This is a genomic window from Sciscionella sediminilitoris (assembly GCF_000737195.2).
In the GTDB taxonomy this organism is placed as follows: Bacteria; Actinomycetota; Actinomycetes; order Mycobacteriales; family Pseudonocardiaceae; genus Sciscionella; species Sciscionella sediminilitoris.
Window position 1 is genome coordinate 143,964 of record NZ_JALM01000016.1, and the last position, 24,559, is coordinate 168,522.

Annotated in this window: 30 protein-coding genes; 16 read left to right on the forward strand and 14 right to left on the reverse strand. The window is 69.1% G+C overall.

The genetic code is table 11. The annotated features are described in order from the left end of the window. Positions 1 to 22: 22 nt before the first annotated feature. Positions 23 to 1,609, forward strand: a complete 1,587-nt coding sequence (locus AD72_RS08115; RefSeq protein ID WP_031465800.1) for an amidohydrolase — start codon at positions 23 to 25, stop codon at positions 1,607 to 1,609. Here AD72_RS08115 and AD72_RS08120 read toward each other — a convergent pair. Next, positions 1,606 to 1,929, reverse strand: a complete 324-nt coding sequence (locus tag AD72_RS08120; RefSeq protein ID WP_051898204.1) for a DUF5313 family protein — start codon at positions 1,927 to 1,929, stop codon at positions 1,606 to 1,608. The two genes, AD72_RS08115 and AD72_RS08120, sit on opposite strands and share 4 nt — an antisense overlap. A gap of 35 nt (positions 1,930 to 1,964) precedes the next feature. Between AD72_RS08120 and lnt the strand changes: the two genes are divergently transcribed. Together lnt and AD72_RS08130 are read left to right on the forward strand one after the other, a co-directional pair. Further along, the gene (gene lnt / locus AD72_RS08125) at positions 1,965 to 3,551 is read left to right on the forward strand and encodes an apolipoprotein N-acyltransferase (RefSeq protein WP_031465802.1); all 1,587 of its coding nucleotides are present in this window, start codon (positions 1,965 to 1,967) and stop codon (positions 3,549 to 3,551) included. A 19-nt stretch (positions 3,552 to 3,570) separates the two neighbouring features. Beyond that, positions 3,571 to 4,332 (forward strand): polyprenol monophosphomannose synthase, encoded by a 762-nt coding sequence (locus AD72_RS08130; RefSeq protein ID WP_031465803.1) that lies wholly within the window; start codon positions 3,571 to 3,573, stop codon positions 4,330 to 4,332. A gap of 155 nt (positions 4,333 to 4,487) precedes the next feature. Here AD72_RS08130 and AD72_RS08135 read toward each other — a convergent pair whose 3' ends face one another. Beyond that, a complete protein-coding gene (locus AD72_RS08135; RefSeq protein WP_020501988.1) occupies positions 4,488 to 4,832 on the reverse strand; it encodes an RNA polymerase-binding protein RbpA in 345 nt (114 codons plus the stop codon). Between the two features lie 280 nt (positions 4,833 to 5,112). Further along, positions 5,113 to 6,465, reverse strand: coding sequence for an MFS transporter (locus AD72_RS08140; RefSeq protein ID WP_031465804.1), 1,353 nt, complete (start codon positions 6,463 to 6,465; stop codon positions 5,113 to 5,115). Between the two features lie 261 nt (positions 6,466 to 6,726). Between AD72_RS08140 and AD72_RS38160 the strand changes: the two genes are divergently transcribed. Further along, on the forward strand, positions 6,727 to 7,812 hold the full coding sequence (locus AD72_RS38160; RefSeq protein ID WP_063890719.1) for a peptidoglycan-binding protein: 1,086 nt from the start codon (positions 6,727 to 6,729) through the stop codon (positions 7,810 to 7,812). Between the two features lie 39 nt (positions 7,813 to 7,851). Here AD72_RS38160 and AD72_RS08150 read toward each other — a convergent pair whose 3' ends face one another. Further along, positions 7,852 to 8,628: a glycerophosphodiester phosphodiesterase family protein gene (locus AD72_RS08150; RefSeq protein WP_031465806.1), complete on the reverse strand. Its 777-nt coding sequence runs from the start codon at positions 8,626 to 8,628 to the stop codon at positions 7,852 to 7,854. 67 nt (positions 8,629 to 8,695) lie between these two features. Here AD72_RS08150 and AD72_RS08155 point away from each other — a divergent pair, with 67 nt between their 5' ends. After that, positions 8,696 to 9,052, forward strand: coding sequence for a hypothetical protein (locus AD72_RS08155; protein ID WP_031465807.1), 357 nt, complete (start codon positions 8,696 to 8,698; stop codon positions 9,050 to 9,052). Here AD72_RS08155 and AD72_RS08160 read toward each other — a convergent pair. Further along, positions 9,018 to 9,269, reverse strand: a complete 252-nt coding sequence (locus tag AD72_RS08160; protein ID WP_063890720.1) for a hypothetical protein — start codon at positions 9,267 to 9,269, stop codon at positions 9,018 to 9,020. The two genes, AD72_RS08155 and AD72_RS08160, sit on opposite strands and share 35 nt — an antisense overlap. 142 nt (positions 9,270 to 9,411) lie before the next feature. Here AD72_RS08160 and AD72_RS08165 point away from each other — a divergent pair, with 142 nt between their 5' ends. Further along, positions 9,412 to 10,035, forward strand: coding sequence for an MBL fold metallo-hydrolase (locus AD72_RS08165; RefSeq protein ID WP_031465809.1), 624 nt, complete (start codon positions 9,412 to 9,414; stop codon positions 10,033 to 10,035). A gap of 447 nt (positions 10,036 to 10,482) precedes the next feature. On the opposite strand, the gene AD72_RS08170 is transcribed toward AD72_RS08165, so the two are convergent. Both AD72_RS08170 and AD72_RS08175 read right to left on the reverse strand, forming a co-directional pair. After that, entirely contained in the window at positions 10,483 to 11,232 is a 750-nt protein-coding gene (locus tag AD72_RS08170; RefSeq protein ID WP_031465810.1) for a putative protein N(5)-glutamine methyltransferase, read from the reverse strand. Continuing rightward, complete coding sequence (locus AD72_RS08175) at positions 11,229 to 11,780, reverse strand: ATP-binding protein (RefSeq protein WP_031465811.1); 552 nt, start codon at positions 11,778 to 11,780, stop codon at positions 11,229 to 11,231. The genes AD72_RS08170 and AD72_RS08175 overlap by 4 nt, the downstream gene beginning before the upstream one ends. A gap of 19 nt (positions 11,781 to 11,799) precedes the next feature. Between AD72_RS08175 and AD72_RS08180 the strand changes: the two genes are divergently transcribed. Both AD72_RS08180 and AD72_RS08185 read left to right on the forward strand, forming a co-directional pair. Beyond that, positions 11,800 to 12,198 (forward strand): DnaJ family domain-containing protein, encoded by a 399-nt coding sequence (locus AD72_RS08180; protein ID WP_031465812.1) that lies wholly within the window; start codon positions 11,800 to 11,802, stop codon positions 12,196 to 12,198. After that, the gene (locus tag AD72_RS08185) at positions 12,191 to 12,517 is read left to right on the forward strand and encodes an MmcQ/YjbR family DNA-binding protein (RefSeq protein ID WP_031465813.1); all 327 of its coding nucleotides are present in this window, start codon (positions 12,191 to 12,193) and stop codon (positions 12,515 to 12,517) included. Before AD72_RS08180 ends, AD72_RS08185 begins: the two co-directional genes overlap by 8 nt. A 1-nt stretch (position 12,518) precedes the next feature. On the opposite strand, the gene AD72_RS08190 is transcribed toward AD72_RS08185, so the two are convergent. Beyond that, complete coding sequence (locus AD72_RS08190; protein WP_231644755.1) at positions 12,519 to 13,055, reverse strand: methylated-DNA--[protein]-cysteine S-methyltransferase; 537 nt, start codon at positions 13,053 to 13,055, stop codon at positions 12,519 to 12,521. A gap of 108 nt (positions 13,056 to 13,163) precedes the next feature. Between AD72_RS08190 and AD72_RS08195 the strand changes: the two genes are divergently transcribed. From AD72_RS08195 to AD72_RS08210, 4 genes are all read left to right on the forward strand, one after another. Further along, entirely contained in the window at positions 13,164 to 14,486 is a 1,323-nt protein-coding gene (locus tag AD72_RS08195; protein WP_031465815.1) for an MFS transporter, read from the forward strand. 18 nt (positions 14,487 to 14,504) lie between these two features. Next, positions 14,505 to 15,056, forward strand: coding sequence for a dihydrofolate reductase family protein (locus tag AD72_RS08200; protein ID WP_031465816.1), 552 nt, complete (start codon positions 14,505 to 14,507; stop codon positions 15,054 to 15,056). Between the two features lie 69 nt (positions 15,057 to 15,125). After that, entirely contained in the window at positions 15,126 to 15,572 is a 447-nt protein-coding gene (locus AD72_RS08205) for a DUF1707 SHOCT-like domain-containing protein (protein WP_197284901.1), read from the forward strand. Further along, entirely contained in the window at positions 15,565 to 15,894 is a 330-nt protein-coding gene (locus AD72_RS08210; RefSeq protein WP_037345148.1) for a hypothetical protein, read from the forward strand. The genes AD72_RS08205 and AD72_RS08210 overlap by 8 nt, the downstream gene beginning before the upstream one ends. A 78-nt stretch (positions 15,895 to 15,972) precedes the next feature. Here the strand turns inward: AD72_RS08210 and AD72_RS08215 are convergent, their stop codons facing one another. From AD72_RS08215 to AD72_RS08230, 4 genes are all read right to left on the reverse strand, one after another. Continuing rightward, on the reverse strand, positions 15,973 to 17,439 hold the full coding sequence (locus AD72_RS08215) for an SPFH domain-containing protein (protein ID WP_037345149.1): 1,467 nt from the start codon (positions 17,437 to 17,439) through the stop codon (positions 15,973 to 15,975). Positions 17,440 to 17,455: 16 nt separating this feature from the next. Next, complete coding sequence (locus tag AD72_RS08220; RefSeq protein WP_031465819.1) at positions 17,456 to 17,881, reverse strand: NfeD family protein; 426 nt, start codon at positions 17,879 to 17,881, stop codon at positions 17,456 to 17,458. A gap of 77 nt (positions 17,882 to 17,958) precedes the next feature. After that, a complete protein-coding gene (locus AD72_RS08225; RefSeq protein ID WP_031465820.1) occupies positions 17,959 to 18,765 on the reverse strand; it encodes a DUF3097 domain-containing protein in 807 nt (268 codons plus the stop codon). Between the two features lie 11 nt (positions 18,766 to 18,776). Beyond that, a complete protein-coding gene (locus tag AD72_RS08230; protein ID WP_231644756.1) occupies positions 18,777 to 19,676 on the reverse strand; it encodes a DMT family transporter in 900 nt (299 codons plus the stop codon). 74 nt (positions 19,677 to 19,750) lie between these two features. On the opposite strand from AD72_RS08230, the gene AD72_RS08235 reads away from it, so the two are divergent. From AD72_RS08235 to AD72_RS08250, 4 genes are all read left to right on the forward strand, one after another. Further along, complete coding sequence (locus AD72_RS08235) at positions 19,751 to 20,650, forward strand: LysR family transcriptional regulator (RefSeq protein WP_031465822.1); 900 nt, start codon at positions 19,751 to 19,753, stop codon at positions 20,648 to 20,650. 19 nt (positions 20,651 to 20,669) lie between these two features. Then, positions 20,670 to 21,434: a class I SAM-dependent methyltransferase gene (locus AD72_RS08240; RefSeq protein ID WP_031465823.1), complete on the forward strand. Its 765-nt coding sequence runs from the start codon at positions 20,670 to 20,672 to the stop codon at positions 21,432 to 21,434. A gap of 67 nt (positions 21,435 to 21,501) precedes the next feature. After that, positions 21,502 to 22,443, forward strand: a complete 942-nt coding sequence (locus AD72_RS08245) for a GlxA family transcriptional regulator (protein WP_031465824.1) — start codon at positions 21,502 to 21,504, stop codon at positions 22,441 to 22,443. A gap of 17 nt (positions 22,444 to 22,460) precedes the next feature. Further along, positions 22,461 to 23,117, forward strand: a complete 657-nt coding sequence (locus tag AD72_RS08250; RefSeq protein ID WP_031465825.1) for a DJ-1/PfpI family protein — start codon at positions 22,461 to 22,463, stop codon at positions 23,115 to 23,117. On the opposite strand, the gene AD72_RS08255 is transcribed toward AD72_RS08250, so the two are convergent. After that, positions 23,114 to 23,917 (reverse strand): SCO1664 family protein, encoded by an 804-nt coding sequence (locus AD72_RS08255; RefSeq protein ID WP_031465826.1) that lies wholly within the window; start codon positions 23,915 to 23,917, stop codon positions 23,114 to 23,116. The genes AD72_RS08250 and AD72_RS08255 overlap by 4 nt on opposite strands. 1 nt (position 23,918) lies before the next feature. Continuing rightward, a complete protein-coding gene (locus AD72_RS08260; RefSeq protein WP_031465827.1) occupies positions 23,919 to 24,491 on the reverse strand; it encodes a DUF3090 domain-containing protein in 573 nt (190 codons plus the stop codon). Positions 24,492 to 24,559: the final 68 nt, after the last annotated feature.

Consider the following 24,559-nt stretch of genomic DNA (forward strand, 5'->3'; position numbering starts at 1 on the left):
GTTCGGCTGCGAAGATCACCGTGTGGTGCAACCGAAAACGACCCTGCTCACCGGCGGACACATCTACACTCCCGGCGACCCGGACGCGACCGCGATGGCGATCACCGGGGACACCGTGGTGTGGATCGGCCAGGACGGACCGGCCCGTGCCCTCTATCCGGATGCCGAGCACCGTGATCTCGACGGCGCGTTCGTCGCCCCGGCCTTCGTGGACGCGCACGTGCACGCGACCGCGACCGGGTTGCTCACCGAGGGAGTGGACCTGCGCGCGGCCGGCTCGGCGCAGGACTGTCTCGCGCTGCTGCGTGCCGCGGCCGCCGGAGTGCCGGAGGGCGGTGTGCTGTGGGCGCACGGCTGGGATGAGAGCGGCTGGCCGGGCCAGCGGATCCCGAGCCGGGCCGAACTGGACGAAGCGGTCGGGCACACGGCCGTGTACGCATCCCGGATCGACGCGCATTCGGCGCTGGTGTCCGGGGCCCTGCTCGCGGCCGCTCCGGATGTTCGCGAGTCGGAAGGCTGGTCGGACGGGGGACCGGTGACCAAGGCCGCCCATCACGCCGCCCGCGCGCACGCCATCGGCGCGCTGAGCGGACCGCAGCGCGAGCGGGCGCAGCGGGCCTTCCTCGCCGAGGCCGCGGCACAGGGGATCGCCGCCGTGCACGAATGTTCCGGTCCGGAGATCGCCGGACGGTCCGACCTGGCCGCGCTGCTCGAACTCGGTGCCGGCCCGGAGTTCCCGGATGTCACCGGCTACTGGGGACAGCGCTCGGTCGCGCTTCCCGAAGGGGCGCACGGGCTCGGCGGCGACCTGTTCGTGGACGGGGCACTCGGTTCGCGCACCGCGGCGCTGCGCGAGCCCTACACCGACGCCCCGGACTCACGCGGCACCCGCTACCTGGACGCCGAACAGATCGCCGAGCACCTCGTCGACTGCACGCGGTCCCGTATCCAGGCGGGTTTCCACGTGATCGGGGACGCGGCGCTCGAGGAGATCCTCGCCGGGTTCGCGCTGGCCAGGGAACGCATCGAGGGCGTCGCCATGCGCAGGCACCGGCTCGAACACCTGGAGATGGCCGGGGCCGAGCAGATCGCCGCGCTCGCGGAGCTCGGGGTGGTCGCCTCGGTGCAGCCGCTGTTCGACCGGGCATGGGGCGGCGACTCCGGGATGTACACCCAGCGGCTCGGTGCCGACCGGGCAGCGGCGATGAACCCGTTCGCCGCACTCGCCGCTGCCGGGGTGATCCTGGCCTTCGGATCGGACAGCCCGGTCACCCCGATGCGGCCGTGGGAGGCGGTGCGCGCGGCCGTGCACCACCGGACACCGGGTTCGGGCATCTCACCGCGCGCCGCGTTCGCCGCGCACACCAGGGGCGGCTGGCGCGCGGCCGGGGTGGACGACGGGGTCACCGGAACCCTGGTTCCCGGTGCACCCGCGACCTACGCCGTCTGGGAGGTCGAGGAACTGGTGAGCGCACCCGCCGATGAACGCGTACAGCGCTGGTCGACCGATCCGCGCGCCCGGGTGCCCGCACTGCCCTCGCTCGCCGCGGACGCCGCGCCGCCACGCTGCCTGGCCACCGTGCTGCGCGGAACCGCCATTCATGCCTAGCGCTTGTTCCTGGCCAGCACCAGATCGGGAATGAAGCCGTGCTTGTAGAGCCGGTGGTTGCGCGCGTCCCTGGCGAACATCATCGCCACCCAGACGCCGCCGATCACCACGATCGCGGGCAGGTAGAACAGGAACGGGAACGAACCCGGGAGCAGCAGCAGGAGAAAGCCGGGGGAGCACTGGATGAACGAGTGCAGGGCATGCCGGAGCAACCAGGTGCGGCAGGTCAGATCGTGCAGCACCCACTGGGCGTGTTTCGGTATCGTGCCGCCGAACGCGTAGTACAACCACGGCAGCACGCCGGGACGGCCACCGGTCATGAGTCGATGGTAGTGCCGACCGTACAGTTCTGGGCATGGCGATCACCGCCGAGAATCCCGTCGAAGACCGTTCCCCGGCCGGCCGCAGGCCCCGGCTGTGGTGGGCGCTGCGGATGCTGCTCAGCCTTCTCGCCGGCGCCCTGGTCACCGTGTCCGCCCCGCCGCGAGACCTGTGGTGGCTCGCCCCGATCGGGGTCGCGCTGTTGTGCCTGGTGCTGGACGGCAGGCGGGCGCGCAGCGGGTTCGGTTACGGGCTGCTGTTCGGACTCGGCTGGACCCTGCCGCTGCTGACGTGGTTGTGGGACTTCCTCGGACCGGGCGGGTTCGGGCCGTGGCCATGGCTCGGTGTGGCGCTGATCGAATCGGTGCTGTTCGCGGCCCCGTGCGCAGTCGCGGCGCTGGTGTCCCGGCTGCGGCTGGCCCCGGTGTGGATCGCCGCGACCTTCGTGCTCGGTGAACTGCTGCGGGACACCCTGCCGTTCGGTGGGTTCCCCTGGGCGCGGCTGGCGTTCACTCAGCCATCCGGGCCGCTGCTGCCGCTGGCCTCGCTCGCGGGTGCGCCGCTGCTGAGCTTCGCGGTCGCCCTGCTCGGTGCCTCGCTGGCCAGGCTGGCGCTGCTGCGCCGCACCCCGCGACGCCTGGTACTGCCCGCGGCCGCCTTCGTACTGCCGCTGGTGCTCGGCCTCGCCCTGTGGCCGACCATCGGCAACCCGGAACCGGGCGGCACGGTGCGCGCCATGGCCATCCAGGGCAGCGGTCCGAACATCGGCATCAACCTGAACTACGCGGGCAACGTGCTGTGGCGGCGCACCGTCGAGCAGACCGAGCGCACCGAACAGGACATCGCCAAGGGCAGGACACCCCGCCCGGATGTGGTGGTCGTGCCGGAGACCGTGGTCTCGGTGAACGGAACCGGCGCCGCCGATCTGTACCCGGTCGAATCGCTGGGGAAGGCGCTCGGTGCGCCGACCGTGATCGGTGTGGCGATGAATCCGGAACAGGGCAAGCCGAAGAACAGCACGCTCGGCATCGATCCGGAACACGGGCTCACCGGCCAGTACGTCAAACAACACCTGGTGCCGTTCGGCGAGAAGGTCCCGCTGTACTGGCTCGCCAAGTACGTGACCCCGTTCCTGGACGAGATGGCGCAGCTGCAGGCGGGGGACAAGCCCGGTGTGCTGCCCGCGGGCGCGGCCCGGGTCGGTATCGCTTCCTGCTACGACCTCGGCTACGACGACGTACTGCGCGGTGCGGCCAACTCCGGGGCGAACCTGCTCGCGGTGCCCACGAACAATGCCTGGTACGGCTTCAGCGAGATGCCCTACCAGCAGGAGGCGATGGCCCGGATCCGCGCGGTGGAGCACGACCGGTCCGTCGTGGTGGCCGCGACAACCGGGACGAGCGCGATCATTCGCCCGAATGGGGACGTCGTACACCAGACCGGACTGTTCACCCCAGCCACGATCTCGGCCGAGGTGCCGCTCCGCACACACATCACACTGGCGGATACCCTGGGCCCTTGGCCGGAGTGGGTGCTGGCCGCCGTCGGGCTCGCCGGACTGATTCCCGGTATCCGCTCTCGGCGCACCCGGAAGGGAGCCCCGGCCGCCGAACTGACGTGACAGCGAAAGGGAGACGGTGATGGGCGAGTCGGGGGCTGCTCGAGGCGATGCCGTGCTTGTCGTGATTCCCACCTACAACGAGCGGGACACCATCGGCGCCGTTCTCGAGCGGTTGCACACCGCCAACCCGGACGTCGACGCGCTGATCGTGGACGACGGCAGCCCGGACGGGACGGGGGAGCTCGCCGACAAGCTGGCGGCCGCCGATCCGCGGATCACGGTTCTGCACCGGACCGAGAAGGCCGGCCTCGGGGTCGCCTACATCGCCGGGTTCCAGCTCGCGCTGGAGCGCTCCTACGACATCATCGTGGAGATGGATGCCGACGGTTCGCACCCGCCGGAGCGGCTACCCGCGATCCTCGCCGCCACCGAGCACGCCGACCTGGTCATCGGCTCCCGGTACGTGCCGGGCGGGAAACTGGTGAACTGGCCGAAGTACCGCGAACTGCTGTCCCGCGGCGCCAATCTCTACGCCAAGCTCGCCCTCGGTGTGCGTATCCGGGACATCACCGCGGGTTACCGAGCCTACCGCGCCGAGGTGCTGAAGAATCTGCCGCTGGATCAGGTCGAGTCGCACGGCTACTGCTTCCAGGTCGACCTGTCCTGGCGCACGGTGCTCGCCGGGTTCCGGGTGGTCGAGGTACCGATCACGTTCACCGAGCGCGAGTCCGGACAGTCGAAGATGAGCGGTTCGATCATGCGCGAGGCGATGTTCAAGATCGGCCGCTGGGGACTCGGGCATCGGGCGCGGCAACTGCGCGGGCTGGTCACCCGCGGCTGACAGCAGGAAAGCGGCCCGCCGGGGACATGTTCCCCGGCGGGCCGCTTCAGCTTCCCAGGAGACTCTTCCTACCGTGGTGGACGTGACAGGGCCGCCTCGCGCTGTCGCGGGAGGCGGCCCGTCCGTGGTGGGAGCAAGAGCCTTCGCTTGACCTCTTACGCCGAACGGCTGCGACGACCGCGAAGCTCCTCGAGCCGTTCGTTGAGGAGGTCCTCCAATTCCGCGATACTACGCCGTTCGAGCAGCATGTCCCAGTGCGTGCGCGGCGGCTTGGCCTTCTTCTCGTCCGGTTCCGAGCCGTCGATGATCTTCGACTCGCTCCCGTGCAGTCGACACTCCCAGGTCGGGGGGATCTCGGCGTCATCCGAGAACGGCACCTCGAAATCGTGGCCCTTCGGGCACGCGTAACTCACCGCGCGCCGCGGGGCGAGGTCGTGATTGCGGTCCGTCTCGTAACTGACGGCTCCGAGCCTGCTCCCACGAAGTACGCGGTCCGCCATGATGTGGTCCCTTCGGTCGGCCCGGACAAGGCGTATGCCTGCTTTGTCCGGTGATTGGCTCCCAGTTCGGCTACTGTGTGCAACGGTCTCTCGGGGCAGGTTATTCCGTCTCCGACGGAGCGGGTTCACCGCGGTGTCCTTTACCCGTCAACGACTGTCCACGCCAGGGGGACACCCCGGGAAGCAACTCGTGACGCGTTCGCCGCACATTCTCCAAAATATCACCCTTAACGGGGAGGTAAATTTGCGCATAGCATCTTGCTATCCCAGGTCAAACAGCCTATAGGGACGCGGGCGGTGTGTTGCCCGCCGCTCGAATAGCCTTGCGCACGTTCACCGGTATCAGCAGAACGAGCCCGAGGACGAAAAAGAAGATCAGTGAGAAGATGGCGACACGGTAGCTGCCCGTGTTCTGCAGCGCCAGCCCGAACAGCAGGGGACCGAGCGCGCTCGAGCCGGAGCTGGAGATCTCGTAGAGGCTGAAGTACTTGGCCTCGCTTCCCGCGGGGATCATCGAGGCGTACAGCGAACGGGACAGCGCCTGCGAACCGGCCATGACCACGGACAACGCGATCGCCAGCGCGAAGAACTGGGCCGGGCTGTGCGCCTGCATGAAGTAGGCGGCGACCACCACGCCGATCCAGACGATCAAGCTGTAGCAGACCACCCGCTTGGCGCCGAACCGTTCCGCGAGCTTGCCGAGCAGCAGTGCCCCGCCGAACGCGGCGAACTGCACGATCAGGATCGCGGTGAGCAGGGTCGTCTCGGGCAGTTTCAGCTCTTCCTGACCGAAATCCGCGGCCATCGTGGTCACCGTGGTGATGCCGTCGTAGTAGATGAGGTAGGCGACCAGGAACAACAGGGTGATGGGGAAGGCCTTGAGTCCCCTGATCGCGGTGCCGAGCTCGCGGAACCCCGCGGTGACCACCGATCCGCCGGTGTCCCGCCTGCTCACCCTCGGCAGCCCGCGCAGCGCGCGCACCGGGATGAGCGCGAACGCCGCCCACCACAGCCCGGCCAGGCAGAGCGCGAGCCTGGCCAGCAGTCCCGAGTCGCTGATCACGAAGGATCCGACGAAGCTGGCCGCGAGCACGATGCCGCCGCCAAGGAAGGCGTAGGCCCAGCCGACCGAGGACACCCTGTCCCGTTCATCGGCGGCCGCGAGGTCGGGGAGGATCGAGTTGAACACGACCTTCCCGCAGGTGTAGGTCACATAGGCGAACACGAGCAGCCCGGTGCCCAGCTGCCAGTCGTTCGGCCCGACGAACACCATGGCCGCCGTGCCCAGCGCGCCCGCGAAGCCGAAGCCGAGCAGCAGCTCGCGCTTGCGGCCGCTACGGTCGGCGATGGCACCGACCACGGGCATGACGAACACCAGCAGGATCGCGCAGAACGAGACCGTGTAGGCGAACAGCGAACTGGGCGCGATCGGGATGCCGAGCACGTGCAACCTGCCCTGCTCACCGACCGCAGCGCGCGCCGTCGCGGGCAGATAGCGGCTCATGAACACCGAGATCACCGAGACCTCGAAGGTGTGACTGGCCCAGCCGTAGGCGTACCACCCGAACCGCTGCCTGCGCAGTCGAGCGCCGGTGCGCCCGTCGAGCGCGGCCGTGCCGGCGTCCTGTGTCATGTGTCGACTCTCCCTCGTGCCTCGCGGCACCCTACTGGCAACGAGCGGGACCCGGTGACCGATCGGAAAAACTTTCACCGGCGCCGGTCCGCGCGGCCATATTGTGTCCCGACAGCTCGTCCGCCCAGCTCTGCCCCGGCGAATAACAGGGGTGTCATTTCCTCGGTGTGTCGCTGCCACGTGTGGTGCAGGATATGTGTGAGAATGACGTGTCGCCTGTGACTCTTGTGGTTTATGGTGCGGTTACCTAGTGTGTTGCGCATGAACAGACCTCGCACACATCGGCTCACGCGCGTACTGGCGCGGATCGTCGCGGTCACCGCGGCCACGGCGACCCTCGGAATCACCGCAGCGGATCTCGCCGGCGCGGACCCCTCGGCGTCCACCTGGTCGAAGCTCCGGCACTGCGAATCCAGCGGCAATTACCAGACGGTCTCGGCCACCGGCAAATACCGCGGCGCCTACCAGTTCGACCAGCCGACCTGGGAGAGCGTCGGCGGAACGGGACGGCCGAACGCCGCGAGCCGCAGCGAGCAGGACTACCGCGCGCTCTACCTGTACCGGATGCGCGGCTGGCAGCCCTGGGAGTGCGCGGACAGCAAGCACCTCGGACTGAGCAACGACTCGGACGGGCGCAGCAAGGTCGCGCCGAGCAGGAGCGAGTCGGCCTACATCAGCGGCGGCGGATCGTCGAGCGGCTCGGGCGGTTCGGGTGGCTCCGGTTCGGGCTCCGGTGGGTCCGGTGGATCGAGCGGGGGGAGTGGCGGCTCCTCCGGTGGCTCCGGCTCCGGCGGTTCGGGAGGCTCCGGCGGTTCGAGCGCTCCCGCGGGCACCACTCCGGAGGGCCTGCCGAAGTGGGACGGCAAGACCTACTTCAAGGGCGACTGCGCACCGGCCATCAAGACTTTCCAGGACCAGCTCAACAAGGCGGGTTCGACCTACAAGTTCAAGGCGACCGGCTGCTACCAGGAGCGCACCTTCGACGCGGTGGTCAAGCTGCAGAAGGACAACGGCATCAATCCCTCCGGCAGGCTCGGCTCCGCGACCTGGTACGCGGCGTGGAACGGCAAGGGCTTCAGCGGCCAGAACCTCTTCACGGTGCCCACGAAGGCACCCAAGTGGGACGGCAAGGTGTACTTCAAGGGCGACTGCTCGGCCTCGCTGCGCACCATCCAGCTACGGCTCAACAAGATCGGCGCCGAACCCACGTTCAAGGGCACGAGCTGCTACGACGAGAACACCTTCGCGGCGATCGTGAAGCTGCAGAAGGCCAATGGCATCAACCCGTCCGGCAGGCTCGGCCCGAAGACCTGGGAGGCCGCCTGGAACGGTAAGAGCCTGACCTGACCGCGGCGCACCGGAATGTGGCGCTGTTTCGGCGAGGTCTCAGTGCCACATTCCGCGTTCGCGCAACACCGCACGTAGTACGTCCGGCGCGTCCGTGACCAGTCCGTCCACCCCGAGGTCGAGCAGTTCGGTCATCTCGGGTTTCCCGTCGATGGTCCACACGTGCACCTCGATACCCCGGCGCCGCGCGGTACGCAGCAGCTGCTTCGTGACCAGGCGCAGCAGCCCCCGGCGCGGTGGGATCTGGGCCGCTGCTCCGGCGAGCGTTCCGCCGAACGGATTCACCGGCAGCCAGGAGTTCAGCAACAGGGAGAACACCGCACGCGGACCCATCGAGGTGAGCAGCTTCTCCCCACCGGACCCGCGTAGCCTGTGCAGCCGATCATCGGAGAACGAGGCGAGGCAGACCCGGTCGTAGGCCTTGGTCGCGCGCAGTGCCTCCAGCACCGGCTCCACCGCGGCGTCGGCCTTCACGTCGATGTTGAAGAAGGTGTCCGGAAGCTCCTCGAGTAGCGCGGTCAGGGTGCACACCGGCTCCCGTCCGGCGATCTTCGCCCGGGAGACCGCACTGAACGGCAGCTCGGCGATCGCCCCCGCGGAATCCGTCGTCCGATCCAGGCGTTCGTCGTGCGCCACCACGACGACCCCGTCCGAGGTGGCGTGGACATCCGTCTCCACGTACCGGTAGCCCTCGGTCACCGCCGCGCGGAACGCGGAGAGCGAGTTCTCCATACCCTCGGTGGCGCCGATGTGCCAGCCGCGGTGCGCGAACGCACGCGGATGCGGTCCGCGCAGGAAGGGGTGCATCGTGATCATCTCCTCCAGTCTGTCTGCCCGGCGTGGCACGGCGGCGACGAGAAGGTTGCACACTAGTCTCGGCGACGTGTCCAGTACCGAACCGATAGCCCGGCGCACACGTCGCGAACCGCGGCACTGCGGCTGGTGCGGCCGGAGTCTCCCGGAAGCCGAACGGGGCGGCCGCCCGCGCAGGTACTGCGGACAAGCCTGCCGGCAACGCGCCTACGAACGGCGCACCGCCGCGGAACGGACCGGGATCCCCGACGACGCTGTCGTGCTGTCCTCGGCAGAGCTCGGCGATCTCCAGGACCGGTTGTTCCAACTACGTTGCGCCGCCGAGGATGTGCACACCGCCGCTGCCGAAGGAGCCGAGCTCGCGGAACTGCGCGACCTCGCCGAGCGCCTGGTCACAACGGTACGCGAGCTCGAGTATCTGCGCTGAGCTTCGTGCGGCGCCTGCCGAACCCGACCGCCACGAGCACCGCGGCCAGGAAGCCGGGTCCACAGTGGACAGTGAGCACACCGGCCAGGCTCGGTCCGCCCCACGCGTTCGCATAGCTGGACGGGGCACCGAAATCCAGCACGAACAGCTCGGTGATCGCCCGGACGACGAAGTACGCCGCGAGCACCAGTCCGAGGAAGATTCCGAGTTTCCGCATGTTCCGATCCTGGCTTCCCGAACCGGCTCGCACCATCCGGTAACACCCCGGGTTCCCGGTGGGGCTGGCCCCCGCATGGAAAACCGTTATCCTGCGCGGGGCCCAGCCTGCATGAGGAGTAGGCGCTCGATGAGGAGAGTCGATGACTGTACGGATTGATCACGTGGTGACCTCGGGGACGTTCTCGCTCGATGGCGGAACCTGGGAAGTCGACAACAATGTCTGGATCCTGGGGGACGACACCGAGGCGATCGTCATCGACGCGGCACACGACGTGGAGGCGATCATCCACGCGCTCGGCGAGCGCACACTGACCGCGATCGTGTGCACCCACGCGCACAACGACCACATCGACGCCGCGCCGGAACTCGCGAAGCGCACCGGTGCACCGATCCTGCTGCACCCGAAGGACTGGTTCCTGTGGGAGCAGACCCACGGCGATCGGGCCCCGGACAAGGAACTCGGCGACCGGGTCAGCGTCGCCGGTACCGAACTCAGCGTCCTGCACACGCCGGGACATTCGCCGGGTTCCTGCTGTCTCTACTCGGCCGAACTGGGCACCGTGTTCTCCGGGGACACGCTGTTCTCCGGCGGCCCGGGCGCGACCGGGCGCTCGTTCTCCGATTTCCCGACGATCATCGAGTCGATCCGCGAGCACCTGTTCACGCTGCCGCCGGAAACCGTGGTGCGGACCGGACACGGGGACGGCACGACCATCGGTGCCGAATCGCCGCAGTTGGCAGAGTGGATCGAACGCGGGCACTGATTCTGCCTCCCGGGAACCCACCCTGCTTTCGTCACAGTGACGCAATAAGGGTGGGTTCGCGCCTGCGCCGGGAGGGCGGTCCGGCCGAGCCGTCCGGGGCGTGAAAGCAGAAACCGCGGCGGCGGTAACGAGCACGGATGCGCGCACCGGACGACTGGACGATGGAGCGCGCATCCCGCGGGTCACAGCCTGGCAGGCCGGACAAATGACCAGGTCGGCACCGTTCGGGAGGTAGCACTGAGCGGCTTTCGAGCACTCTTCCCTAGCTCCCATAATGTGCCGATAAGCTACATTATGTCAAGTAAGATCCGGACTGGCCCGGTTCGAAATAGCGCCCCTCTTCCAGGCGCGCGAGCAGACCGATCTCGGACGGAGTCAGCGTCACCGAGCGCGTCCCCGCGGCCTCGACGAACCGCCGCCGACGCCGCCGGGCGAACGCCTGACGGGTCACCGGTTTTCGCCGAGTACCACGGTCGCGGCGCGTTCCTCGTCGTGCAGCACGACCGGCTCGAGTCCGTTCGCGGTGAACGATTCGGCGAGCGCGTCGGACTGGCGCGTGCTCGTCTCGATCAGCAGCGAACCGCCCGGGGCGAGCCAGTGTCCGGCGCGAGCGGCGATGCGGCGCGCGATGTCCAGCCCGTCCGGGCCACCGTCGAGCGCCCGGTTCGGTTCGTGCTCGCGCGCCTCGGGTGGCATGAAGGCGATTTCCGCGCTGGGCACATAGGGCGCGTTGGCGACCAGCACCCCTACGCGCCCGGCGAGTTCACCGGGCAGCGGCTCGTCGAGGTCACCCTCGTGGACCCGCGCGCAGTTGCGGCGGGCGTACCGGACCGCTTCCGGGTCGAGTTCGGCGGCGTGCACCCGCGCCTCGGGCACGGCGGCGTGTACCGCGGCGGCGATCGCCGCGCAGCCACAGCACAGCTCGACCACGACGGTTCCCGGCCGGGTGCGCTCGATTGCTTGCCGGGCAAGGAATTCGGTGCGTTTCCTGGGCACGAACACGCCGGGCCCCACGGCGAGGCGCATACCGAGGAACTCCACCCAGCCGAGCAGCTGCTCCAGCGGCAGCCCTTCGATCCGCCGCGCCACGAGCGATTCGAGCTCCCCCGGCGATCCGGCTGCCTCGGAAAGCAGCTGCGCCTCCTGTTCGGCGAACACGCAGCCCGCCGCGCGCAACCGGTCGACGATCGCGGTCATGACGCCGCATCACTCCCCTCGCCCAACAAGGTGAGCAGCGCGCCATAGGTGTCCTCGAGAGGGTTCCGCGCGTCGAGTGTGCGCGCTGCGGGCCGGTCCAGTCCGGTGAGCCGGTCGTACATCGCCGAGAGTTCCGTTGCTCCCCCGTTCGCGGCGACCACCGCGCGCAGATGTTCGTGCAGCGGTTCCCCTGTCCGGTCAGCGAATCGCCGCAGGGCGGTCTCCTTCGGGCAGTGCAGCAGGATCTCCACGAAGGCGGCTCCGGATTCCCGCGCTACCGCGGCGAACTTGGCGATCTCACTCTCCCTGCCGAGGTACTGCGGGAGCAGCACGTCGAGACCGGCACGCAGATGGGCGCCCGCCATGGCGAGTGCCAGGGGCCGCACCAGTTCACCGGTCCGGCCGAAGCGCTCCCGCCAACCGCCGATCAGCGGGCGCAGCCGGTCGGTGTCGAGATCGAGCACGCCGGGATGTCGCTCGGCATACCGGGCTGCGAGGGTGGATTTCCCGGCTCCCGGCGGTCCGTTGAGGTGGATCAGGCGCGGCATACGCTGGCAGCATAGCCGTATGACCGAGAAGAAGCCGCGCGATATGCCGTTCGAGTCCTGGGTGGACAAACAGGTCCGCGAGGCGAGCGAGCGCGGTGAGTTCGACGATCTGCCCGGGTACGGCAAACCGCTGCCCGGGGCCGGTGAACGGTACGACGAGCTGTGGTGGGTCAAGGACAAGATCCGCCGGGAGAACATCACGCATCTGCCCGGGCCGTTCGCGATCCGGAAAGCGGCCGAGGACGCCCATCGTGCGGCACTCGAGGCGAAAACCGAGCGCGGTGCCCGGGAGATCATCGAGACCGTCAACGACCGCATCCGCGAGGAACTGCGCCGTCCCAGCGACGGGCCGCCGCTCGGGGTTCGCCCCTTCGACGTCGACGCGGTGCTGACCGAGTGGCGCCGAGCCCATGCCTGACGCCACTCGCTTGCGTGCCCTCGCACTCAGTCTTCCCGAGGCGTTCGAACGCGAAACCTGGGGCAAGCCGACCTTCCGGATCGGTGCCAAGCTGTTCGCCACGCTCGCCGCGGACGAGCAGAGCGTGGTGCTGCGCGCCACGTACGAGGAACAGGCCGCGATGCTGGCACACGATCCGGACACTTTCGCGGTGGCGCCTTATCAGGGACGGTACGGCTGGATCCGGGTGCGGCTGGCCACGATCGCCGAGGACCAGCTGGCCGAGCTGGTGACCGAGGCGTGGCGGCAGGCCGCACCGAAACGGCTCGCCACCGGATGAGCTACAGCTCGAACAGCGCGGGTTCGAGTGCCCCTTCGATGGTCAGCATGCGGCGCTTGGTGTGCACGCCCCCGTTCGCGCTGAAGCCGTGCATCGAACCGTCCGAGGCCAGCACTCGGTGGCAGGGCACGATGATCGTGACCGGGTTGTTCCCGAGTGCCCGCCCGACAGCCTGCGCGGCACCGGGTTCCCCGACACGGCCGGCGATCTCTCCGTAGCTGACCGTCGTTCCCGGTGACACCGCCCGGGTCGCGCGGTACACCGCGATGGCGAACTCCGGTACATCCGTGTAGTCGACCGGGATATCGGCCAGGTCGTCCCGCTCCCCCTCCAGCAGCCGGGTCACCCGGCCCGTGGCGGTGCTCACCCAGTCCGGTGGCCGCGGTTCGTTGTCCTCGGCACCCGCCAGGTGCAGGGTTCGTTCCGGGGTCGACTCCGGCAGCCGCAGCGTGCGCACCCCGGCATCGGTCCAGGTGATCGCGCACTGGCCGATCGCCGTCGGGAAAAGATAGCCACGCATCACCGGTATCCGTTTCATTCGGTTCGCCCCTTGCGCATTCTAGCCCGCTGCGTGCAGGCTACTGCGCGGCTCGTGCGACGAAGGGCGGCTTGGGTGGTACTCGAACACGGTGATGCTGAGCAGTCCCTGCGCGCGGGCGAGGACACCCGCGCCACCCGCTCCCAGGTGCGCAGGGCGGCAGCGGCGAGCGCGATCGGCACCACCATCGAGTGGTACGACTTCTTCCTCTACAACACGGCGAGCGCGCTGATCTTCCCGGCGCTGTTCTTCCCCGCCTCCAGCGAATACGCCGGGATCATGCAGTCCTTCGGGACCTACGCCGTCGGATTCGTCGCCCGGCCGATCGGCGCCGCGATCTTCGGCTACTGGGGTGACCGGCTCGGCCGCAAGACGACGCTGATCATCACGCTGCTGCTGATGGGGATCGCCTCCGGCATCATCGGCGTGCTGCCCGGGGCGGGCACGATCGGGCTCTGGGCTCCGCTGCTGCTCGTGCTGCTGCGCGTCGTGCAGGGCATCGCGGTCGGCGGGGAATGGAGCGGTTCTGTGCTGCTCACCATGGAATGGGGCGCGCAGGGCAAGCGCGGGTTCTTCGGCAGTTTCGCCCAGGTCGGCGTGCCGATCGGGCTCGTGGTGGGCACCGGCGGGATGACGCTGGTGTCCTCGGTGATGGATCCGGAGTCGTTCGCTTCCTGGGGCTGGCGGTTGCCGTTCCTGTTCAGCCTGGTGCTCGTGGTGATCGGGCTGGTCATCCGGCTCTCCATCCTGGAGACCCCGATGTTCGCTCGGGTCATCGCGGAGAAGCGGACCGCGCGCAAGCCGGTGACCGAGGCGATCCGGAAACATCCCAAGGAAATCCTGCTCTCCGCGGGACTGCGGTTCTCCGAACAGCTGCCGTTCTACCTGTTCTCCAGTTTCGTGCTCACCTACCTCGAGGATCAGGGCTTCTCGAAGTCCTTCGCGCTCACCGCGCTGATGGTCGCGGCGGCTTTCGAATTGATCACGATTCCGTTGTTCTCCTCGTTCTCGGACAGGTTCGGACGCAAGCGGATCTACGCCATCGGAGCGGTCGGCATCATCGTGATCGCGGCCCCGTATTTCGCCGTTCTGGACAACGCGGGACCCGTGGCCGTGTTCGCGATGGTGATCATCTCGTTCATTCCGCACGCGCTGCATTATGGCCCGCAAGCTGCGCTGATCAGCGAAAGTTTCCCGACGAGGCTGCGCTACGGCGGAGCGGGTCTCGGCTATCAGCTGGCGAGTGTGTTCGCCGGTGGTCCCGCTCCCCTGCTGGCGACCTTCCTGCTGCACGAGACCATGACGCCGTACGCCATTTCCGGGCTGATGGTGTTCACCGCGATCGTTACCTTGATCTGTTTGTGGCTGCTTCCCGACCGTTCGCGCGCCGATATCGATGACGAGAGCCTTTACCGCAAGGCGACACGGTGACCGATAACGGAGAGTTCCATGGGCAGGATCATCTCGCACTTCTTCATCTCGCTCGACGGCGTCGTCGAGTCCCCGGACAAGTGGCACTTCCGGTACTTCAACGAGGAAATGGGCGCGGCGATGGACCGGAGCATCGCTTCCACGGAGGCGATGATGATGGGCCGGCTACTGTACGACGAGTGGTCGGTGCACTGGCCGGAGAATCCATCCGGGGATCCGTTCGGTGAGTTCATCAACAGGATCCCCAAGTACGTGGTGTCGAACTCGATCACCGAGCCGGCATGGCCGAACACGACCGCGCTCGCCGTGGACGTCGCGGAGATCGAGAAGGCCAAGGCGCTGGTTCCCGGCGATATCGGGATCTCCGGCAGCGCGACGCTGGTGCGCTGGCTGCTGTCGAACGGCCTGCTCGACGAGCTGAATCTGATGGTGCATCCGATCGCGGTCGGCGAAGGGCAGCGGCTGTTCGACGCGGTCGGTATCCACCCGATGCGGCTCCTGCACCAGGAGACGTTCTCGACCGGCGTGCTCGACCTGCACTACGCACCCACGGATGTGCCCCGACCCTGAGAAAGTTCAGGGTCGGGATACGGCCTGAACCTGATGCGCGGGCGTACCGGTGTGCCGATCATTGATGGCATGAGTACGCCAACCGAACCCGCAGGCCAGCCGCGTGTGGTCGCCGGCGAGTACCGCATCGGGGACGTGGAGCGCGAGCAGGCCTCGCGGCAGATCATCGCCGCGGTCGGTTCCGGTCACCTCACCGTCGCCGAAGCCGATCAGCGCATGGCCGATGTGTACGAGGCACGCTGGCCGAGCGATCTGCTGGCCCTGCTCGGTGATCTGCCACCGGCGGGCCAGCAGCCACCGCCGCCCCCACCGCCGCCGGTGCAGCACGCCTATCCGGCTCCGCCCCAGCACCGCAACCGGGTGCCGCTGTTCCCGGTGCTGCTGCTCGCCTTCGGCGTATCGGTGTTCTTCGGCCCGGTGCTGCACGAGTGGATCCTGCCGCTGTTCCCCCTCGTCCTCGGCGGGCTGCTGCTGGTGCGCTGGCAGCTGAACAACAACCAGCAGTCCGATGCCTGAGCTCGGCGAGCTGCGGGTCTACGAGGTCCGGGTGCACGGCTGCACCAGCGACGAGGAACAGCTCGCGGTGAAGGAACCGATCGCGCGCACCCTGTGCCCGGACGAGTGGCACGCGAGCCCGTGCCCGGTGCCGTGGGGGTTCGGGGTCGCCGACGACGATCTCGCGCTCGGAATCCTCGCCACCCCGTACACCGCGCTGGAGGTGACCGGCTGGGTCCGCTCGATCGTGGGCGACACCCGGACGGTGAGCCTGCACCGCGCCGCGGAGGACGAGTTTCCCGAACTGCTGGAGCAGTACCACGCCGAGCACGGCCTGAACTGAACCACAGCGCAGACACGAAAGCGGGCGGGGTACCAGGTACCCCGCCCGCTTTCGTCGGATCGGTTCCGTCGGCTCAGCTCAGTCGGACAGCTCCGGTGAACCGCCTCCGGTGGCCGGCGGCTGCTGCGGACGCTGATAGGGCTGGTGCCCCTGGTACGGCTGCTGACCGCCGCCCTGCTGCGGCCATCCCTGCTGGGGCTGCTGCCCCTGGCCGGGGTGCGGCTGCTGGTAGGGCTGCTGCTGCGCGGGCGGCGGCGGAGTCGGGTGACCCTGCTGCGGCGGAAGCGGCGGGTACTGCTGCTGGCTCGCCGGTTTCGCGGCCTCCACCTGCTGCGGTGCCTCCGGAGCGGCCTGCTGCTTCGGTTCGGCCTTCTTGGGCTCACCCTCCTCGGCGCCGAGTGCGCGCTTGGCCGCACCGCTTGCCTTCGGCTGGTCCAGCGGGCTCTCCACTTCCTGCCGCGCGACCGCCTCGGCGGCGGCCACCGCTTCGGCGACCCGCGGGTCGGTCGAGGTGTCGAACCAGTGCTTGATGGTCTCGTCCTCGTCCTCGGCCTGCTCGCTCGGCTGCTCGTAGGCGGGCGGTTCGTAGCGGAACACCCCGTCCTCGCCGGGCGCACCGAGCATCTTGGCGAACCCTTCCAGCGCCTTGCCGTAGTCGGTGGGCACCATCCAGACCTTGTTGGCGTCGCCCTGCGCCATCTGCGGCAGGGTCTGCAGGTACTGGTAGGCGAGCACCTCCGGGGTCGGGCGGCCCTGCTTGATCGCCGAGAACACCTTCTCGATGGCCTTCGCCTGTCCCTGCGCCTGCAGGTAACGGGCGGCGCGGTCACCCTGGGCGCGCAGGATCCGGGACTGCCGTTCGGCTTCCGCGTTCAGGATCGCGGCCTGCTTGGCACCTTCCGCGGACAGGATCTCGCTCTGCTTCTGACCTTCCGCGGTCTTGATCGCGGACTCCCGCTCACCCTCGGCGTTCAGGATCATCGCGCGCTTCTCCCGGTCGGCGCGCATCTGCTTCTCCATCGAGTCCTGAATGGACGGTGGCGGGTCGATCGCCTTGAGCTCCACGCGCGCGACCCGGATACCCCAGCGCCCGGTCGCCTCGTCGAGCACCCCGCGCAGCTGCTGGTTGATCTGGTCGCGGGAGGTCAGCGTCTCCTCGAGGCTCATCCCGCCGACCAGGTTGCGCAGCGTGGTGGTGGTCAGCTGCTCCACACCGACGATGTAGTTCGAGATCTCGTACACCGCGTCGTGCGGGTTGGTCACCTGGAAGTACACCACCGTGTCGATGGAGACGGTCAGGTTGTCCTGGGTGATCACCGGCTGCGGCGGGAAGGAGACGACCTGTTCGCGCAGATCGATCCGGGCACGCACCCGGTCCAGGAACGGTACGAGGAAGTTCAGACCGGGCGTCGCGGTCGCCTTGTACCGCCCGAGCCGTTCGATCACCGCCGCCGTCGCCTGCGGGATCACGATCACCGCCTTGACGACGATGATGAGCACGATGATGACTACGACGGCTATTACGATCCAAGCGCCGACACTCACGTCAATTGCTCCCCTATCAAGACTTGGCGATCACGACGGCGGTGGCGCCGGATATCTCCACCACTGTCACGTCCGCACCGGGTTTGATTACTTCGCTTTCCAGGCTGCGTGCCGACCACACGTCCCCGCGGATCTTCACCCGGCCATCCTCATTGGTCACCTCGGTGATCGCGACCGCGTCGGCTCCGACCAGAGCATCGGTGTTGGTCTGGGTGATCGTGCCGGCGTGGAACCGCCGCTTCACCACCGGCCGGATACCGAGCACCATCGCCACCGACAACACGGCGAACACGATCGCACTGATCAACGGGTTCGCGCCGAGCGCGCCCGCTCCCGCCGCACCGAGCGCCCCTATTCCGAGCATGACGAGCACGAAGTCGCCGGACAGGGTCTCAGCGGCGACGAGCACAAGCCCGAGAACGAGCCACACGATCGGCCACATGCGCACATCGTGGCAGACACGGCAAGGGCACGGTTCAGGGACGCAGGGTGCGTAACCGGAGCGTGATCTTCACGCGGTCAGTCGAGGACGGTGACGTGATCGATGAGCCGTTCCACCGCGCCGATGAGCGGGGTTTCCACGTCCCGGTAGGAGGAGACCGCGGCGAGCACCCGGCGCCAGCCTTCGGCCGGTTCACCCCAGCCGAGCGCGGCGCACACGCCTTCCTTCCACGGTGTCCCCTTCGGAATCACCGGCCATTCCCGGATCCCGAGCGCCGCGGGTTTGACGGCCTGCCAGATGTCCACATAGGGGTGCCCGGTGATCAGCACGTTGTCCTGGCGGGCCCGCTCGACGATGTGCCACTCCTTGGTGCCCTCCAGGAGATGGTCCACGAGCACGCCGAGACGCCTGCGCGGGGCGGGACCGAATTCGCCGATGAGCCCGGCCAGATCGTCCACGCCGTGCAGGGGCTCCACGACGATGCCCTCGACCCGCAGATCGTGTCCCCAGACGCGTTCGACGAGCGCGGCGTCGTGGATACCCTCCACCCAGATCCGGCTCGCCTTCGCGGTACTCGCGGTGTGCCCTTCCACGCGTACCGAACCGGAGGCGCTCATCCGTGGTTTCGCCGCGGCGGCCTTCGGTTTGACCAGGGTGACGGGTTTGCCCTCCAGCAGGAAGGCCGCCGGGCGCAGTGGGAACACCCGGTGCTTGCCGAGCCGGTCCTCGAGCACCACGCCACCGGCCTCGATGCGGACGACGGCCCCGCAGAAGCCCGATGCCGGGTCCTCCACGACGAGTCCCGCCTCCGCCGGGACCTCGGGGATCTTCTTGCGTCCCCGGCCGCTGCCGAGCACATCGGGTCCATAGTTCCTGGCACGCACGAGCCGCGAGATTACCGTTCGGCGAGCGCCTCGACCGGCTGCGACACCCGTACCTTCCGGGGTTGCCGGGAGGAAAGCCAGAGCGCGGCCACCACGATGGCGCAGCCGAGCAGTTGCACCGGACCGGGCCGCTCGCCGAGTACGAGGGCACCCCAGCCGACCGCGAGCACCGGCTGCAGCAGCAACAGCACCGCACCGGTCGCCGAGGAAAGCCCGGGCAGTCCGGCACCGACCAGGACCCAGCCGAGTACCTGCCCGGTGACCGCGAGCACGAGCAGCCAGCCGAACGAGGCGGCGCCGGGCAGGTGGAAGGAACCGGTGATCGTTCCGGCGAGCAGGCCGACGAGCGCGGTGGCCACGGTCGCGGTGGTCACCGGGATGAACTTGCCGGAGTCCTTCGCGGTGCGGCGCATGATGACCAGGTAGCCGCTGTAACAGACCCCGGCCCCGAGCGCGCACAGGCTGCCGCGCAGCGTGTGCTCCCCCGGCGCGGTCAGCCCGGAGGCGAGCACCACGCCGGTCAGCGCGACCGGTGCGATGACCAGGAACCGGCGGTCGATGCGCTCCCCGCTGAGCCTGGCCAGCAGCGGCACCACGATCACCTGCACGTTCACCAGCACCGTGGAGATACCCGCGCCGATATCGGCGATCGACTGGCTCCACAGCACGAAATCGCAGCCCAGCAGCGCGCCCGCGCCGAGGTGGGCGGGCCAGCGGCGGCCGAAGCCGATGCGCCTGATCTCCCAGAGGGCCAGCGGAATCAGGAACGGAAGGGCGAGCAGACAACGGAACACCGTCGCGATCGCCGGTGTGGTCGCGGCCAGCGCGATGAACATCCCCGAGCAGGAGATGTTCACCGTGCCCGCGATCACCAGGGCGCGCGGGTTCGAACGCAACGTAGAGAGGCCCATGCATTCCATGGTGGGGGCCATTCGAATGTAGCACAAGTGAATCTTTCTACCCACAATCCAGTAGAATCACTACCGTGTTGAATGCGGAACGACTACGGGTACTGCTGGCGGTCCGGGACCACGGATCGGTGGCCGCGGCGGCGACCGCGCTCTCGGTGACCCCGAGCGGGGTTTCCCAGCAGCTCGGCAAGCTGGAGCACGAGGCGGGGCATGCGCTGACCGCCCGCGACGGACGCTCGGTGCGGCTGACCAACGCGGGCGTGGTGCTCGCCGACCGGGCCGAGCGGATGACCGCCGAACTGCGCGAGGCCGAGCGCGAACTGGCCGATCTGGACCGGGAGGTGCTCGGCCCGGTGCGGATCGGTTCGCTCGGCAGCTCGATCCGGCTGCTCGTCGCACCCGCGCTCGCCGAGTTGACCGCCGAACATCCGCGGGTACGCCCGAGCGTGTTCGACGGCGAATCGCTGGAGCACATGCCGCTGCTGCAGGCGGGCAAGCTGGACCTGATCGTCGGCGAGCGGTGGCCGGACATGCCCTCCCCCATGCCCGCGCCGATCGAGTACCAGGTGCTCATCGAGGAGGAGGTGCACGTGGCGCTCGCCGAGAATCATCCTTATGCCGACCGGCCGGTGCTCGACCTCGCCGAGGCGGCGGACCTGGTCTGGGTGTCCTGCCCGGAAAGCGACATCCGCAACGCCCTGGTCGCGGCGCTGGCGAGTCAGCACATCGAGCCGCGGCTGGACTACAACATCGTGGAGCTGCCCACCCAGGCCGCGATCGTGCGTGCCGGGCTCGCGGCCGCCCTGATGCCCGCGATCTCCATCGGCGAGGTCCCCGACGGCGTGGTCGGACGTCCGCTTCGGCCACCGATGACCAGGCAGATCTACGTGGCCTGGCGGCGCGGCTCGGACCGGCCGGTGGTGCGCGCCTTCGTCCGGACACTGCAGCGGGTCGCGGCCGGGCTCAAGACCTGAATCCGCAGAGGAGCGGCTGATGAACGTGCGCACCGACTTCGACTCCGAACTGCGGCGCTACACCCAGGTACTGCTCCGTGCGTGCGGAATCCGGGTCCGTGATCGGGTCCTGGACATCGGTTGCGGGGCCGGGCAGACGACCCGGCACGCTGCTCGCCGGGCAAGGGAAGGCAGCGCGCTCGGCGTCGACGTCTCCGCGCCATCGATCGACCGCGCCCGCGAGCTTGCCGCTCCGGAGCAGCTCGGCAACCTCGTCTTCGAGCACGGTGACGCACAGACCCACCGCTTTCCCGCTGCCCGCTTCGACGTGGCGATCAGCAGATTCGGCACCATGTTCTTCGCCGATCCCGCCGCGGCCTTCGGCAACATCGCCCAGGCACTCCGCCCGGACGGGCGGCTGGTGATGCTGGTCTGGCAGTCCCGGCAGCGCAACGAATGGATCCGCGCCATCGACCGCGCGCTCGCCGTGCTCCCAGCGGCCGAAGCGCTGGACCCGTTCTCGCTCGCCGAACCGCGGACGGTGACCGAGATCCTGGAGACCGCAGGCTTCAACGGCATCGACCTCACCGACATCCGCGAGCCCGTCTGGTACGGCGTGGACGTTCCCGCGGCCCTCGACTGGATCCGCGGACTCACGTGCACGAGCGCGGCGTTGCGGCGGATGGAGCCCAGGGCCGCGGACCACACCATCGAGCGGTTGCGCACCATGCTCGCCGCGCACGCCAGCGCGGACGGCGTGTGGTTCGACTCGAGCGCCTGGCTGATCACGGCGCGCCGGGCCTGAGCGTATGGCGTGAAAGGTGGGTTTTCCGACCTTGATGCCAGGACTGCCGCGGGCCAGGATCGAAGGCATGCGCAGCGTGCTCATTCCCCTGTTCGACGGCGTGCAGAGCCTCGACGTGACGGGCCCGCTCGAGGTGTTCACCGGCGCCCGCACCGCCAAGGGTGAACGCGCCTACCGGGTGGCCACGGCCGGACTCGACGGCGGACCGGTGCGCACATCCGCCGGACTGCACCTGCTCCCGGACACGGACCTGCGGGCCTGCGGAACGCCGGATATCCTGCTCGTTCCCGGCGGTCCGGGAACGAAAGCGCCCGATCCGGCGCTGCTCGACTGGCTGCGCGAGGCCGGACCGGCCGCGGAGCGGGTGCTGTCGGTGTGCACCGGAGCCTTCCTGCTCGCCGAGACCGGTCTGCTGGACGGGCGCCGGGCAACGACGCACTGGTACCACTGTGCGGCCCTCGCCGAGCGGTACCCGGATGTGCGCGTCGATCCGGAACCGATCTTCGTCCGGGACGGCCCGGTGGCCACCTCGGCTGGGGTGACCTCGGGGATCGATCTGGCGCTCGCGATCGTCGAGGAACACCACGGCAGGGAGACCGCGCTGCGGATCGCCCGCGCACTGGTGATGTTCCTGCGCAGGCCGGGCAACCAGGCGCAGTTCAGTGCCCAGCTCGACGCGCAGCTCGCGCAGCGGGACCCCGTTCGTCGCACCCAGCAGTGGATCCTCGAGCATCCCGAGGCCGATCTCTGCGTCACCGCGCTCGCCGAACACGCCAGCCTGTCCCCGCGCCAGTTCACCCGCGCGTTCACCGCGGAGGTCGGAGTTCCTCCCGGCCGGTTCGTCGACCAGGTCCGGCTCGAGGCGGCGCGCCGCGGGCTCGAGGACACCGGTGCCGGTATCGAGGAGGTCGCGCGCGACTGCGGTTACGGCACCCCGGAAGCCATGCGCAGGGCGTTCATCCGCGCCCTCGCGGTCAGTCCCGCCGAATACCGCAGGCGGGTTTGTTGAGGACGAAAGGTAACCCCATGGAGATCGCCATCCTGCTGTTCGACCGGTTCACCGCGCTGGACGCGGTCGGTCCTTACGAAGTGCTCAGCCGGATCGGTTCGGTGCGCTTCGTCGGCACCGAAACCGGCCCGGTGCGCACCGACAACGGCATGCTCGCCCTGTCCGCGGACGCCACGCTCGCCGAGGTCGGCGCGCCGGATGTGGTCGTGGTCCCCGGCGGGCCGGGCCAGACCGAGCAGATGACCGACGGCCCGGTGCACGAATGGCTGCGCGCGGTGGACGCGGGCAGCACCTGGACCACCGCGGTGTGCACGGGCTCACTGGTGCTCGCCGCCGCGGGGCTGCTGCGCGGCAGGCGGGCCACCTCGCACTGGCTGGCCACCGACCAGCTCCCCCGCTACGGGGTGACGCCCACGGACGAGCGGGTGGTCGTGGACGGCAAGTACGTCACCGCGGCCGGGGTCTCCGCCGGGATCGACATGGGCCTGGCCCTCGCCGCGCGGATCGCCGGGGAGGACGCGGCCCGCACCGTTCAGCTCGGCATCGAATACGACCCGCAACCACCGTTCGACGCCGGTTCGCCGCACACGGCACCCGCGGAGATCGTCGAGCGGCTACGGGCCAACAGCAGGTTCGTGCTCACCGGCGACGCTGAGCAAACCGGCAGCGCCTAGAAAACCGGCCACGGGATCGCGCGCCACTGATTGCCCGGTTCGGGATAGGTGTCGGCGGCGCGCAACAGCCGGGTGCGGGTGCGCAGCGCGTGCAGTTCCTCGGCGGTGAGGTACCCGGCGAGCGTGCTGCCGAGCTCACCGTCGAGTTCCCGGCTCAACCGTTCGAGGCCGGCGCGCACCCGGTCCCCGAGCGGTTCGTCCATGAACCCCCACAGGATCGTGCGCAGCTTGTCCTCCTGGTGCAGGCAGATGCCGTGATCCACGCCGAACACCCCGGCCGCGGTGTTGAGCACGTGCCCGCCCTTGCGGTCGGTGTTGTTCACGACCACATCCAGGGCCGCCATCGCGCGCAGCTCCGGGACATCGGCGTGCGCGAGCACCGCGGGGTTGCCCGCCCCGTCCTCGGCGCGCAGGATCGGCCGCCAGCCCTCCGGAACCTCGTCCGGGGCGGTGATGTCCACCAGCTCGGATTCCTCATCGGTGTCCACCCACAGCTGCACCATGCCGGGACCGAACGGGCCCTCGCGCAGCACGGTCGGCGGCACGACGTGGAACCCGGCCGCCTCGGACACCAGGTAGGTGGCGAGCTCGCGCCAGGCGAGGTGGCCGTCCGGGAAGTCCCACAGCGGCCGTTCCCCGCTGATCGGCTTGTAGACGCAGTGCGCCTGCACACCGTCCGCGCTGAGCCCGCAGTACAGCGTGGCGTTGGACGCGTCCACGAGCCGTCCCTCGACCTCGATCTCGGCACGGTCGAGGAACTCGGTCGCGCACGGGTCGGCCGGGGTGAGCTCCGTGCTCACCTCACTCCTCGGACTCGGCGAGGTCGCGCCGGTACCCGTTCTGCCGCGGGCAGATGTGCCCGGCCGGGTCCAGCGGCTCCGAACACAACGGACAGGGTTTGCGCCCCGCGTTGACCACCCGGTCGGCGCGCTCGGCGAAGGCTCGTGCCGCGGTCGGGGTCAGGAACACGCGCAGCGCGTCCGGGCCCTCCTCGGCGTCATCGAGCACGACGGACTCGTCGACCTCTTCCTCGGTGACCGCCAGCAGCTCGATCACCACCGCGCTGGCCTCGGCATCCCAGCCGAGTCCCATGGTCCCGACGCGGAACTCCTCGTCGATCGGGACCTCGAGCGGATCGGAGTCGAGCAGTTCCGCGGCCGAATCGGGTACTTCGGCCCCGAACTGCCGCTGGATCTCCTCGAGCAGTGAGCCCAGGCGTTCGGCGAGCACCGACACCTGCTGTTTCTCCAGGGACACGCTCACCGTGCGCGCCTGCTCGCTCGCCTGCAGGTAAAACGACCGCTCTCCTGGCTGGCCCACCGTGCCCGCCACGAACCGGTCGGGTTCGCGGAATACGTGAATGACTCGAGACATGACACCATCGACCCTAGGTCATGCGCGCGCTGTGCGGCATCGGCCACCCGCCTCGGCCCTGGGCCCAC